A 13,013-nucleotide genomic window follows, 5' to 3' on the forward strand; every position below is an offset into this window, starting at 1 on the left:
ATTTCAGTTTGTTGTTTATGATTAAAATTTTCAAAAAATAATAACCGTTACATGTAAAAATATGTTATATTATTAAAGAACGTATGTTCTTATTTTAAAGGAGGAATTTGTAATGATAAACGAACCCATTATCGTAAAAAAAGAAGCTTTCCAAGCAATCGGCGTTTCGGTTACGACAACTAATGAAATAGAGGCATCTCCTGAAGGAAAAATCCCCGGGCTTTGGAACAAATACTTTCAAGAACAAATGATGCATCACATCCCAAATCAACAAACGAAAGAAACATTCGCTTTCTACTCCAACTACGAATCAGATGAAACTGGTACATATACATTTACAATCGGTATGCCCGTTTCTTCATTAGAAGATGTTCCTGAAAATATGACAACTTTAACAATACCTGCCGCTACGTATGCGGTATTTACAACGAGAAAGGGACCAGTTGCTGAAGTCGTTTGCGAAGCTTGGGAATATATTTGGAAATGGTCGAAAGAAAATAAACGTGCCTTCACAACAGACTTTGAACTTTACGCCGAAAGAGCATTAGACCCAAATCATGCACAATTGGATATTTATATTGCGTTAGCCTAAAAAAAGATGCCCATTCGGCATCTTTTTTTGTCGTTAAATAGCTACTGGGCAAATCCATTATTATTGTCTACAATGAGAAAGTGCAGTATAGAAATATTAGAAACTGTATAAAGTGAAACTATACTCAGCGGAGGGCATCTCCCATTGAGTATTAGCCCTCACCAATCGGGCGTTTACTGGTTTTTTAGTTTAAATTTGTCACATAGAAAGGAAGTAATATGGAGGAACTACAACAAAATAAAACTGCTTTAGAAGGAAGCGGAAAACCGTTATTAAAAAATACGAATTTCCTTTTTCTTTGGGCAGCTACTCTTTTTTCAAGCTTTGCTTTAGCCTTTTTTACTTTTTCACAAACGTGGTACATAGCAAAAACATTAAACCTTGAAGCTTCACTCGGTGTTGTTTTCGTAGCTCTTAGTGTTCCAAGGCTTATTTTTATGATTATCGGCGGCGCTGTAGCTGATAAATTCCCGAAAAAAAACATTATGTTTTACTCCAATATTATTCGAGCGATTCTTGTCGCAACCATTCTCACATGGTTTATCGTTGGTGATGTAACACTATATACATTTGCTTTATTCGCTTTATTCTTTGGACTTGCTGATGCTTTCTTCTGGTCAGCAGATGGATCTATCTTACCTGAATTGGTAGAAAAAAGCCGGTTAACACAAGCGAATTCACTTACACAAATGACGAACCAAGCATCGGTCATCTTAGGCCCTGTACTTGGCGGAATTCTGATCAAATTTACAAACTACGAGACAATATTTTCTATTACAATTTTATTACTGATTGTCGCAGCCATACTCGTTCAAAAAATACAATTTACGATGCCAGAACTAAAAGATACAGATAAAGGTATGTTCACTTCCATTAAAGAAGGGATCTTATATGTAAAGGAATCGCCATTCCTTTCAACTTTCCTTCTTTGTAGCGCCTTTTTAAATTTATTTTTAATTGGTCCGATGCAAGTCGGTTTCCCGCTTTTCGTTAAAAATGTTCTGCACGGTGACTCGCTCCATTTCAGTTACTTAGAAGCATCTGTAGGCGGCGGAATGGCAATAGGCGCTGTCATTGTCGGTTTAAAAAATATTAATCGTAGACGCGGACTATTTTGCATTATCATGATGCTACTGTCTGGTGTATTCTTCTTATCCATCAACTTTAGCACCGTACTTTGGCAAGCATTATTAGCCGGCATGTTTTATGGTATTACAATTGCAATGGCTATCGTTCCGCTTATGGCGATGATTCAATCGACAGTAAAAGAGGAAATGATGGGACGCGTAATGAGCTTACTTATGCTATCATCAATGGGCTTTATCCCGCTCTCTTATGCATTCACATCAATCGCACTTGCAATGGGAATTCCAATCGTAACCGTTATGAAAAGCGGTGCAATTGCTGTTATCGTCTTCGTACTATTTGTAGCGATTCGTGTTCCAGTTGTAAGAAAGTTCGACTAGCTACTTGGAGTCATGTATTATACGCATGGCTCCTTTTTAAATGGATCAAATAACGCTATCCCCTTACTTCTTCTCACAGCTGCTCCCCATTCTAATCCAACCTCTAAAAATAAATCTCGCACTGTACTATATAAAAGTGCCTTCACATTTTTACGGATTTCCCCATATTTATAAGCTCTCACAACACTCTTCACTCGCCAAATGAAATTTCCATACACTTCTTCATCAGCTAATATCTGCTCTAGTAAAACACCTTGCTCTAGTAACCCGCTCTTTTTATACGCAAGCTCGACCTTACTCCAAAATATATTAATTTTCTTCGGATTACTCGTCATCGGTACCAGTGCGTATATAAAAGGCTTCGGTATATCATGACGGCAATACGTCTCATCAAGCTCGTACGTTATTTTTCTTTTCTCTTTTATTTGTGGAATGTTTTTAGAAAGAGTTGTTTCCCTCTCGCTTTTTTGCTCCTTTCCGCTACAGCCAGCTGTATAATCCTCACTTTCACATGCGGACATTTTCATACGGTCATCCATGCGGTCAATTGCAGATATAAGAAAAATATATAAGTTCGCACTATACCCGCCGCGCTTATGTCTTTCTTTTGTTGCAACACGCTTTATAATTCCTAGTTCCTCTAACTTTGCAATTGAACGGCGTACTGTACGAATACTCTTTCCAACATTCTTCGCAATCGTCTCCATTAACGGACAGGCGACTCCTACTGTTTTTTGTTTCTCATTCACCGCATACTTTCCTAAAAAATGAATAATGGTAGCATCCGTTTTATTCAATTGAAATCGATAGCACTTCAAAACTTGTTTTTGATATGCATTAAACTCTTCTTTACTTCGAAATTCACTGTATGGTTTCATTAAATTATATAAGCTTCCCATTTATATCACCTCATTTATAAGTAAGAGGCAGGAAGAGAATTTGGCGTGGAATTTAATATTTTTTTAATGGAGATGAAAATATGATCGTAATTAGCGCTTGTTTAGGTGGTATAGCTTGTCGATATGACGGAAATGACAATCTCGTTTCAAAAATAGAGAAGCTACTACAAAAAGAAGATACAGTCCTCATTTGTCCTGAAGTATTAGGAGGACTGCCAACACCTCGTCCTTCTGCTGAAATTATTGGCGGGAATGGCGACGACGTTTTGGACGGAAAAGCGAAAGTGATGACAAAAGATGGTGAAGATGTCACAGAAGCTTTCGTAAATGGTGCTTATAAAGCATTAGAACAAATTAAAAATTTACACCCAGAATATATTATTTTAAAGGAACGTAGTCCATCTTGTGGCAGTTCTACGATTTACACTGGTGAATTTAATGGCAATAAGCAAACTGGTTACGGGGTAACTACTGCTTTATTTAAAAGACACGGATTTAAAGTCATTTCAGAAGAAGAATTTGAAAGCAAAAAAAGGAATTGACCCTGTTCGTCAATTCCTTTTCTATCTGTCTTATTTCACGCCTAATTTTTCTTTCACTTTCGCTGGAAGCTCGTCTTTCTTCACTTCTTCCCAAGCTGTTACACCTTTTTTATCTGAGTGGTATACGCGTAGGAATGCTTCTTTACGAAGATTTTTTTGAGCTATGAATTCTAATTCTTTCTCTTTACCGTCTTTATCAAAGCCAGTCAGCTTATATTCATAATCTTTAAATTTCTGCCCATCACTAGCTTTACTATCAAATTCTTTTCCATCTACTGTAATTTGAACATAATACTCATCTTTACCCATACGGTTTAAATCACAACCAACTAACAAACTTGCAAATACAACTAAAATACTAAATAGTGCAATGTATCTTTTCATTTCCTTCACCTCATATGTTTTTTCTTATATTCTTATCTTAAAGCCCGGAGCTTAAAGAAGAAATTCAAAAACATGACATGAACATTACACTTTTGTAAGATAATAATTATTTCTTCACTTTAGAAATTGTCATTCCATCACCAATTGGAACGAGTACAGATTCTAAATGCGGGTGGTTTGCTATCATTTCATTAAACTTCTTCATAACTTCTGTATAACGTTTTTGTTTTGCACTCTCATCAGCTACACTACCGCCAATAACGTCTTTCACGCCAATTTCGCCACTTATCACGTAATTTCCTTATACCGTTTATTACGCCTTCTATTATCCCCTCAATTATAATCTCTATTACAAGATATCTCACTAAACTAATAATAGGTTTAATTACGTATCTCCCTATGAATTCAAGAATATCCTCCATCATATTTTCCTCCTTCTTTTAAAAGGAAGCTGCTACTCCTCCGCTTCCTTTTACGTCCAGTTACAATTGCTGCCATACTGCGGTATATACCAACAAGAATAATACGACAACAACATGCACAATAACGCTATTGAATTGGGAAGAAACTTCGTTAAATACTAATACTATAATCAACATGGCTAATAGAATTATTTTTCCACCTATATTCGGGGATGCTCCAAAAACTTTATAAAATCAAAGACAACTTTACTACAACTCTTCCCGTAACTAATTTATTATCGTGGTAAACCGTCTTCCACTACATCCGTAACAGTTCCATTCGGTTCAAAGATTACACGTAATGATCCTTCTCCACCATAACCAGTATAGTCATATACTGAATAAGATTTATATTTCTCAATCACATGTGGCTGTCCAATTGCAGCTTTTACTTGATTCGCAGGCATACCTTTTTTGATTTTCAAATAGTGATTGTAACTTACTGCTGCCGAATTGTTATTTACATCTTTATACCACGGTACACGATCGTTTTTTTCTTCATATTCCTTTACAGGCTCTTCAATACGTTTCGTAGATACCCGATTCTCCTTACCTTTATCTTTATCTGTATCCTTTATAGCAGTACGTTCAATATTCACAACGTAACCATATGTATTTAATTCAACCATAATTTCATATGTACCATCCGTATCTTTTTCAGTATAAAATACGCGTTTTTCATTGTTATTATAATATTTTATGTTCTCACCACCGTAGTCAATCGTATTAAGAATATCCGTATACGTCATACCTTCCTCAATTTTTTGAGATTCATCATGAGAAATATAACGCTTCTGTGATGATGAAGCGTCCTCATTTTTAATACTTTCACGTTTACTCGTAGTCATAGGTGTTTTCTTCTGATCTTTTAGTACGTCACCTTCCGCCTTCGCTGGTTGCTTTGCTCCTACTTTTGTTAATACGTCTGTATCGCTAGAACAAGCTCCCAAAATCGATACTGTGGTCAACGCCATCCCTACTATAAGTACTTTCTTAAATGACTTCACTCTAATCCCCCCGGTATTTTTTAATATTTAGTAATCAACGTATTTAAATTAATACGGAACTATTCAGTTCTATACAATTTGCTATAGCCTTCTCCCTCATGCACCTTTTTTATATAAAATGAAACTTTAATCAGCCCTCACCAATCATCTTCGTTACAAATATTAACATTAAATATAACTAATAAATAGTATATTTCTGCTATTCATTTACATTTCTGTTGCATAATCTTGTCTTAAACGAACAATATGAAAGTCGAATTCACAATAATTATCATATATTCTATATATAATAACATTCAAATTAAATTCTAAAGTAACTTTACATGCATTTTCTGTTTTAACGCCAAAAGAAAAGACCTTTCTAACGATTTTATTCTATCGCTAAAAAGGTCTTTTCTATTTTGGCTAAAAACTTAGCACTCTTCTGGCTTACCAGCATTCGTCGCTGTACGGAAAAATGATCCAAATCTGCATGATGCGATTGCGTTTAGATAATCAATCGTGAATTATGCGTTCAATTTAAAGCAGGTTAAAAAATAATAACTCCTTATTCAATTAACATATGCATTAGTTTAACAACCTAATGCTGCTGTACCAACTGATAGTTTAGTTTTCAATATGTGAAAAGGGATTTCTAAATGATGAATTGAATATATATTTATTGTTTACTCGTTTTTGAGAGGTTCCTTTATGGGATATAAGCTTTACTATATTCCTGTACTTCGCACAGTTCTATAATAACTAATAGTGATGCTGTGACGTGATTTTCTATTAGTGAGATAAAGTATTTTTCAATTCATTTATTATAAATTGCAACTCTCGTCCTCCAGAATTATTTCTTTTGGGTGAAAGTTTTTTTATGATATAAGTTTCATTCTGTCCTAATTTAAAGGTTTCGAGAGGAGAAATGATATGAACCCTATTTTATTAGATGTTCCGTTACAAATAGAAACAGACAGACTCATTCTTCGAGCACCACTTCAAGCTGGTGAAGGGGATATAGTACAACAAGCTATTAAAGATTCCATTAATGAATTAAAGCAATGGTTGTCTTTATTTCAGTCCATTCCTACTGTTGAAGAAACGGAAATTCTTCTGAGAAATGCACATATAGATTTTTTGAAAAGAGAAAGCTTTCGCTATCTTATCTATCATAAAGAGACGAATGATTTTGTTGGAACAGCTAGCCTTCATCGAATTGATTGGAAGGTTTCTAAATGTGAAATTGGATACTGGATTAACACGCAATTTAGTGGCAGTGGATATATGACAGAAACAGTAAGTGCGTTAACAAACCTTGGATTTCAGTTATTCAAATTTAGAAGGATTGAAATACGATGTGAATGTAATAACACGAAAAGTCGTGCACTCCCTGAAAAACTAGGCTTTGAACTTGAAGGGATATTACGTAATGAAGATTTTTCAGCTGACGGCAAACAACTAACTGATACTTGCATCTATGCAAAAATAAAGTGAAATATTGATTAGCCTTGGTAATCGGGCTTTTACGGCAAAAGAAAAGACCTCCTTAACGATTTTATTCCATCGCTAAAAAGGTCTTTTTCTATTTCGGCTAAAAACTTAGCACTCTTCTGGCTTACCAGCATTCGTCGCTGTACGGAAAGATGATCCGCATCCGCATGATGCGATTGCGTTTGGATTGTCGATTGTGAATCCGCCGCCAAGCATAGATTGTTTATAATCAATTTTTACTCCTTTAACAATTGGAGCACTTTCTGTATCGATAACAAATTCAACACCGAAAAACTCAAGAACTGTGTCGTCTTCTTTTGGTTCTACTTCAAATCCTAAGCCGTAAGAAAGGCCAGTACATCCGCCGCCATGTACAGCAAGGCGCACGTACTTCTCTCCATCTTCAGCATCTTTTAACATATCTTTAATTTGAAAAGCTGCTTGTTCTGTTACTTCAATCATGAAATACACCATCCTTTCTGTTCTCATTCTATTATACATCTTTACGCTTCTATCTTGTACTCATACACTCCGCGGCAAATTACTTCCGCAGGTCCTTTCATTAACACGTTTCCTTCTTCTGTCCACGCAATCATTAAATCGCCGCCAGCTAAATGGACTGTAATTTCTTTACCACGTTCCATCTTGCCATTCAAAATAGCAGCTACAACGGCAGCACATGCCCCTGTTCCGCAAGCTTGCGTTACACCAGAACCACGTTCCCAAACGCGGAAATTCATTTCTTCATCGTTTAAAATCTCGATAAATTCAACATTCACTCGCTCTGGGAACATTTCATGTGTCTCAAGAACTGGACCAAGTGTTGTAAGAGGTGCCTTCTCTACATCCTCAACAAAAATAACCGCGTGCGGGTTCCCCATTGAAACAGCCGTAAATGCATAACGATGATTATTGTATAAGAAGTTTTCACGAATAAATGGTGTTTCACCTTCACCGAGCATCGGTATCTCTTCGCGTGTTAAGCGTGGTGCACCCATATCAATTTTCGCTAATATAACTTTTCCATCTTCTACCGTTACTTCTGCCGTTACAATGCCAGCTAACGTTTCAATTGTGAAAACTGTTTCCTCTACTAGTTTATGCTCATACGCATATTTCGCTACGCAGCGCAAACCATTACCACAGCTCTTTCCTTCTGATCCATCATTATTAAACATACGCATTTTCACCGGAGCTACATCAGACGGACAAATTAAAATCATTCCGTCTGCTCCAATACCAGTATTAATATTTGAAACCTTTTCCGCCACAAGAGCTAAATCTTCTTCAGGAATTTGCTCTTCAAACATATTTACATATATATAACTATTGCCAAGACCATGCATTTTTGTAAAAGAAAATTGGCTCATTTGTATTCACTCCAAAAATAATTTGTTATTTTAAGTATAGAATGCATGCTTTTAGAACACAATATGAATGTCCCCCGTTTCTCATATTTGACAACGTTTGGCGATGAGCCACTCTTACACACATTGTGTAAGAAAAAAGCCCTTCTAAAAAGGGCCTTTTTTTATTTATCTATAGTATTAAACTACCCTCCAAAATAACGTTTTATCTAAAATAAAATGAAAAAGGCGTTGCTCATTCGCAACACCTTAAAACATTGGATTTTCATCCAAATACTCATATACATTATTAACAAGCTCTTCTACTGTTGCACCTTGTACAACTTCACCATTTACAAGTGCAAACGGTCCTTCAAAACAAATACCACAATACCCTAGACAACCATACTCCATTACATCTAAATTTGGATCTTTTTCTAATTTTTCTAGAGCTGCTTGTGAACCACTTGCAAGGTTACCTACACAAAATTCAATTAATGGTTTAATCAAAATTCTCCCCCCTGTACTACAAAACAAATTACCTTCTGACTTCATCTATAAGAAGAAAACTAAGCTGTCTCTTGTTGTTTTCGTTATACATCCTAAACTATTTAGTTACTTCACTATTTCACTTCAAAGTAGATGATTTTATTTTATATAACATGCTACTTGCAATGAAATAGTAACTAAAAAGGAAAAACAGTTTACTTTACTTTTCTTCTTATTGTACAACAGAGTATTCATTCATGCATTGTTATTTGTTCACAAATTCGATATAATTTGATTGAGTAAAGTCAAAATATTTTATTAATATAAAATTTTATGATTAGGGGATATTTCAACAGAAAAGGGGTAATCCATCATGAAACACCTCGTAATACTAGGTGGCGGCTACGGTGGAATGAGAATTCTACAAAGGCTACTTCCAAGCAACCAACTTCCAGATGATGTACAAGTGACATTAATCGACAAAGTACCATATCATTGCTTCAAAACTGAATATTATGCATTAGTTGCGGGTACTATTTCAGAAACGCATATTCGTATACCGTTTCCTGAGCACCCACGCCTCAATATTCAATACGGCACAATAACAAATATTGACCTCGAGGAAAAAGCGGTTCATCTCGATGGCGGCGAAGCAATCCAATATGATGATTTAATTATCGGACTTGGCTGTGAAGATAAATATCATAACGTTCCTGGGGCGAAGGAATATACACATAGTCTACAATCAATTGAACAAACACGTAAAACATATGAACAATTAAATAGTCTAGAACCAAATGCCACAGTAGCTGTCGTTGGTGCTGGCTTAAGTGGTGTGGAAGTTGCAAGTGAACTTCGCGAAAGCCGTTCTGATTTAAAAATCTATTTATTTGATCGAAAAGATAGAATTTTATTCCCGTATCCAGAGAAATTAAGTAGATACGTAGAAGAATGGTTCGTAAAACATAAAGTTAATATTATAAGAAACTCTAACATTACAAAAGTGGAACCAAATATTGTGTATAATCACGATGAACCACTTGAATGTGATGCAATTGTCTGGACAGCTGGTATTCAAGCAAATGAAGTTGTTCGAAACCTTCCAGTTGAACAAGATGGTAGCGGACGGGTTGTCTTAACGAAATATCACAATATTCCAAACAACGAGCACGTTTACGTTGTAGGAGATTGCGCAGCACTTCCACATGCACCATCTGCCCAACTTGCTGAAGGTCAAGGAGAACAAATTGTCCAAATATTATTAAAACGTTGGAATAATGAACCACTCCCTGATGAACTACCTGTTATTAAATTAAAAGGTGTTCTAGGATCTCTTGGTAAGAAGCATGGATTCGGTTTACTCGCAAATCAACCGTTAATGGGACGTGTACCAAGATTATTAAAATCCGGCCTTCTTTGGATGTACAAATATCATAAAGGTTAATACTTTACAGGCTGTCTACTATGTAGGCAGCTTCTTTGCATCAGTTTTTAAAAATTATCAGACACATCTTTCTCAATATGTATAATGATTTATTTTTCATTTTTATATTAAAAACTATTGATAAACAGTGTATGCTATTTGTAAGTTGTTTTATTATTTCCTTGAAGACCGAATTCATTCGGTCTTATTTTTTATGTTATAAATACTTTTGTAGGAGGCATTACATTCCACTTATGAACTTATCGAAACTAAACAATCGAATAGAAGCGAAAAAGAAAGAGTTAATCTATCTCGTTGAACGATACGGATTCACTCATGATAAAGTGATTTCTTTCAGCCAAGAATTAGATCGTTTACTTAACTTATTAATAAAACTCAAGACGCAGAAAAAACGTTGTTCGTTATAACCATTTTCCCCTCTTTTTTGATACGATATAACTAGAATCAGAAAGGAGCGATTTATGTTTATATTAAAAGACGTTATATATAAAGATATACTACACATTCCTTATTTACAGATTCAAAAAGAAAAGATCACTTGCATTATCGGTGAAAGCGGAAGCGGCAAAAGCACATTGCTTCGCATGTTAAACGATTTACAATCTCCAACATCCGGCACAATTGAATATAACGGAAAGTTAATTTCTGATTATCCGCCTATTCAATTACGTCGTGACGTAGTTATGCTTGGGCAAACTCCACCTCTTTTTGATGGAACCGTTAAAGAAAATCTATTAATGGGACTTCGTCTTTCTGAAAAACCATTTCCAAATGATGATGCCCTGCGGAGCGCACTACAAACCGTTAGCTTAGACAAGCAATTAGAAGATAGCGCCTCCTCATTATCCGGCGGTGAAAAACAAAGACTTGCCTTTGCACGTATCGTACTTATGGATCCGCCTGTCTATTTATTAGATGAACCAACTTCAGCATTAGACAGTGATACAGAACGCCGCGTTATGAAACAATTTACTGAACTAGCACGAAAAAAGAAAAAAACAATTATCTTCATCACACACTCACAACAACTTCCACAAGAAATTGCAGACGACATTATTGAGATTAGTAAAGCAAACGGTGCAACTAGAAAGGAAGTGCTCTCTGTTGAAGGGCGTTATTGAACTCCAAATTTGGCAACTTGCAGCTGCCTATATTTTTATTCTTATTTTAATTGGACTTGTAAAATTAAAAGGAATACCTCGCGAAAAACAAATCGCGCTCGCAACATTCCGTATGACCATTCAGCTCGTACTTGTTGCATATGTCCTTACATACGTATTTGAAAACAGTAATCCATTTTATACAATTGCTCTTATTACTTCTATTACTACCTTTGCAATTTTTAATATTTATAAACGAGTTAACATCCCGATGTCTAAAGAATTAAAACGAGTAGCCGCCCTTTCCATGGTCGCCGGATCAATTGGGCCACTTCTACTATTTATCTTCGTTATTATCGGTCATGACCCTTGGTATGCTCCGCAATATATCGTCCCTATTACAGGAATGTTAGTTGGGAATGCCATGACTGGTGTTTCTCTCGGCGCAAATACGTTCTTAAACAATATGAAGTCGCAAAGAGGTCAAATTGAAGGTGCACTTATGCTCGGAGCAACACCGAAAGAAGCAGCTGCTCCGCTCATTCGAGACGCTTTTGATTCTGCTATTTTACCGACAATCAATTCTATGGTCGGAATGGGGATTATAAGCTTACCAGGCATGATGACTGGTCAAATATTATCCGGTGTATCACCGTTCACAGCCATTCAATATCAAATCGCCATTATACTCGGTATTTCTGGAAGCACTGCCTTTGCTGTCATTATCTTTTTACAGCTTGGATATAAAACGTTCTTTAATAAGCGATGTCAGTTGAAAGAAATTGACTATGGTGCACGGTGAATCGTGCGTAGTTCACGATGAATGAAATTATATTAACGATTTTTTCAATATATCTATCATAACTTGCAATATATCAACGATTTTTCAAATATATCTATCATAACTCAGAATATATCAACGATTTTGTACGAAATATCGATTTACCGACAAAAAGTGACATAATAAAAAGAGGAGGCTATTCGCCTCCTCTTCTATTTACTTACGCCTTCTTAACGAACTGTGATTTTAACTTCATAGCTCCGAAACCGTCGATTTTGCAATCGATATCGTGATCGCCATCAACTAGACGGATACTTTTTACTTTCGTACCGATCTTCACAACTGAAGAAGTTCCTTTTACTTTTAAGTCTTTAATAACAGTAACTGCATCGCCATCTTGAAGAACGTTTCCGTTCGCATCTTTTACAACTTTTGCACCATCATTATTTTCAGCTTCTGCGTCTTGGCCCCACTCATGAGCACATTCTGGACATACGAAAAGAACGCCATCCTCATACGTATATTCTGAATTACATTTTGGACAATTTGGTAAAGTAGCCATAAATTCATTTCCTCCGTTCATTATTTATACGTAAAAATCAAAATTGATGTTTACATCTCGATAAATAAAATTTGTATAGCATTTCTTTATAGTGCCATAGTCTCACGTTATTGACAACCCTACCGTAAATTCTCATTTTTTATTGTATTTTACAAAATTTCAATTCGTATGCCTTTTTTCTATTTGTTCTTCTACTAATTTTAAAAATCTTCGTTGTGCATTTTTATTTTTTACGAGCAATCGAACTCTTAACTTACTTTGTAAATATGAGCGAACTTTGTAGTTCGTAATAAATAACTTTCGATACTTCTCGTCTTCATATATGATTCGAAACCATTCATACTGCTGCAAGTAAAGTATGTTAGCATCAATCTTTTTCGTGTGTAAACCCGTACTTAAACTAATAGATCCTATTAGAGCTTCTATTAATGCTGAAATTATTTCTCTCCCCCTAATAAATAAAAGAA

17 protein-coding genes and 1 pseudogene are annotated in these 13,013 nt (G+C 35.5%); 8 read left to right on the forward strand and 10 right to left on the reverse strand.

All coding sequences use genetic code 11. From position 1 onward, the window contains the following. Positions 1-112 precede the first annotated feature (112 nt). Both OXT04_RS21850 and OXT04_RS21855 read left to right on the forward strand, forming a co-directional pair. Positions 113-592, forward strand: a complete 480-nt coding sequence (locus tag OXT04_RS21850; RefSeq protein WP_000606667.1) for a GyrI-like domain-containing protein — start codon at positions 113-115, stop codon at positions 590-592. Between the two features lie 218 nt (positions 593-810). Further along, entirely contained in the window at positions 811-2,058 is a 1,248-nt protein-coding gene (locus tag OXT04_RS21855) for an MFS transporter (RefSeq protein WP_000391931.1), read from the forward strand. A 17-nt stretch (positions 2,059-2,075) separates the two neighbouring features. Here the strand turns inward: OXT04_RS21855 and OXT04_RS21860 are convergent, their stop codons facing one another. Then, positions 2,076-2,957 carry a helix-turn-helix domain-containing protein gene (locus OXT04_RS21860; RefSeq protein ID WP_000535237.1) on the reverse strand — a complete coding sequence of 294 codons (882 nt, stop codon included), beginning with the start codon at positions 2,955-2,957 and terminating at the stop codon, positions 2,076-2,078. 80 nt (positions 2,958-3,037) lie between these two features. Here OXT04_RS21860 and OXT04_RS21865 point away from each other — a divergent pair, with 80 nt between their 5' ends. Continuing rightward, positions 3,038-3,499, forward strand: coding sequence for a 2-thiouracil desulfurase family protein (locus OXT04_RS21865; RefSeq protein WP_000635511.1), 462 nt, complete (start codon positions 3,038-3,040; stop codon positions 3,497-3,499). A 30-nt stretch (positions 3,500-3,529) separates the two neighbouring features. Here OXT04_RS21865 and OXT04_RS21870 read toward each other — a convergent pair whose 3' ends face one another. From OXT04_RS21870 to OXT04_RS21890, 4 genes and pseudogenes are all read right to left on the reverse strand, one after another. Further along, positions 3,530-3,883 (reverse strand): YxeA family protein, encoded by a 354-nt coding sequence (locus tag OXT04_RS21870; RefSeq protein ID WP_000833143.1) that lies wholly within the window; start codon positions 3,881-3,883, stop codon positions 3,530-3,532. A 106-nt stretch (positions 3,884-3,989) separates the two neighbouring features. Further along, entirely contained in the window at positions 3,990-4,175 is a 186-nt protein-coding gene (locus OXT04_RS21875; protein ID WP_002094183.1) for an O-methyltransferase, read from the reverse strand. Positions 4,176-4,580: 405 nt separating this feature from the next. Continuing rightward, entirely contained in the window at positions 4,581-5,351 is a 771-nt protein-coding gene (locus OXT04_RS21885; protein WP_016513190.1) for a hypothetical protein, read from the reverse strand. Between the two features lie 413 nt (positions 5,352-5,764). Next, a pseudogene (locus OXT04_RS21890) lies at positions 5,765-5,857 on the reverse strand (iron-sulfur cluster assembly accessory protein); the annotation flags it as partial. Between the two features lie 406 nt (positions 5,858-6,263). Here OXT04_RS21890 and OXT04_RS21895 point away from each other — a divergent pair. After that, a complete protein-coding gene (locus OXT04_RS21895) occupies positions 6,264-6,827 on the forward strand; it encodes a GNAT family N-acetyltransferase (protein WP_001068190.1) in 564 nt (187 codons plus the stop codon). 105 nt (positions 6,828-6,932) lie between these two features. Here the strand turns inward: OXT04_RS21895 and OXT04_RS21900 are convergent, their stop codons facing one another. From OXT04_RS21900 to OXT04_RS21910, 3 genes are all read right to left on the reverse strand, one after another. Continuing rightward, entirely contained in the window at positions 6,933-7,286 is a 354-nt protein-coding gene (locus OXT04_RS21900) for a HesB/IscA family protein (protein WP_000573830.1), read from the reverse strand. Positions 7,287-7,327: 41 nt separating this feature from the next. Further along, the gene (gene dapF, locus OXT04_RS21905; RefSeq protein ID WP_000077394.1) at positions 7,328-8,194 is read right to left on the reverse strand and encodes a diaminopimelate epimerase; all 867 of its coding nucleotides are present in this window, start codon (positions 8,192-8,194) and stop codon (positions 7,328-7,330) included. Between the two features lie 246 nt (positions 8,195-8,440). Further along, complete coding sequence (locus OXT04_RS21910) at positions 8,441-8,680, reverse strand: YuzB family protein (RefSeq protein WP_000595026.1); 240 nt, start codon at positions 8,678-8,680, stop codon at positions 8,441-8,443. Positions 8,681-9,032: 352 nt separating this feature from the next. On the opposite strand from OXT04_RS21910, the gene OXT04_RS21915 reads away from it, so the two are divergent. The 4 genes from OXT04_RS21915 (at position 9,033) to OXT04_RS21930 (ending at position 12,005) form a co-directional block, all read left to right on the forward strand. Continuing rightward, positions 9,033-10,103 carry an NAD(P)/FAD-dependent oxidoreductase gene (locus tag OXT04_RS21915; protein WP_000682065.1) on the forward strand — a complete coding sequence of 357 codons (1,071 nt, stop codon included), beginning with the start codon at positions 9,033-9,035 and terminating at the stop codon, positions 10,101-10,103. Positions 10,104-10,336: 233 nt separating this feature from the next. Next, positions 10,337-10,510 carry an aspartyl-phosphate phosphatase Spo0E family protein gene (locus OXT04_RS21920; RefSeq protein ID WP_001054090.1) on the forward strand — a complete coding sequence of 58 codons (174 nt, stop codon included), beginning with the start codon at positions 10,337-10,339 and terminating at the stop codon, positions 10,508-10,510. Between the two features lie 54 nt (positions 10,511-10,564). Next, positions 10,565-11,224: an ABC transporter ATP-binding protein gene (locus OXT04_RS21925; protein ID WP_065229507.1), complete on the forward strand. Its 660-nt coding sequence runs from the start codon at positions 10,565-10,567 to the stop codon at positions 11,222-11,224. After that, positions 11,208-12,005 (forward strand): ABC transporter permease, encoded by a 798-nt coding sequence (locus tag OXT04_RS21930; RefSeq protein ID WP_000679254.1) that lies wholly within the window; start codon positions 11,208-11,210, stop codon positions 12,003-12,005. The genes OXT04_RS21925 and OXT04_RS21930 overlap by 17 nt, the downstream gene beginning before the upstream one ends. A 199-nt stretch (positions 12,006-12,204) precedes the next feature. On the opposite strand, the gene phnA is transcribed toward OXT04_RS21930, so the two are convergent. Next, positions 12,205-12,546 carry an alkylphosphonate utilization operon protein PhnA gene (phnA, locus tag OXT04_RS21935; protein WP_000212735.1) on the reverse strand — a complete coding sequence of 114 codons (342 nt, stop codon included), beginning with the start codon at positions 12,544-12,546 and terminating at the stop codon, positions 12,205-12,207. 159 nt (positions 12,547-12,705) lie between these two features. Next, positions 12,706-12,987 (reverse strand): hypothetical protein, encoded by a 282-nt coding sequence (locus OXT04_RS21940; protein WP_033657549.1) that lies wholly within the window; start codon positions 12,985-12,987, stop codon positions 12,706-12,708. Positions 12,988-13,013 lie beyond the last annotated feature (26 nt).

It is taken from the genome of Bacillus sp. GC_Bacil_1 (assembly GCF_026540675.1).
In the GTDB taxonomy this organism is placed as follows: domain Bacteria; phylum Bacillota; class Bacilli; order Bacillales; family Bacillaceae_G; genus Bacillus_A; species Bacillus_A cereus.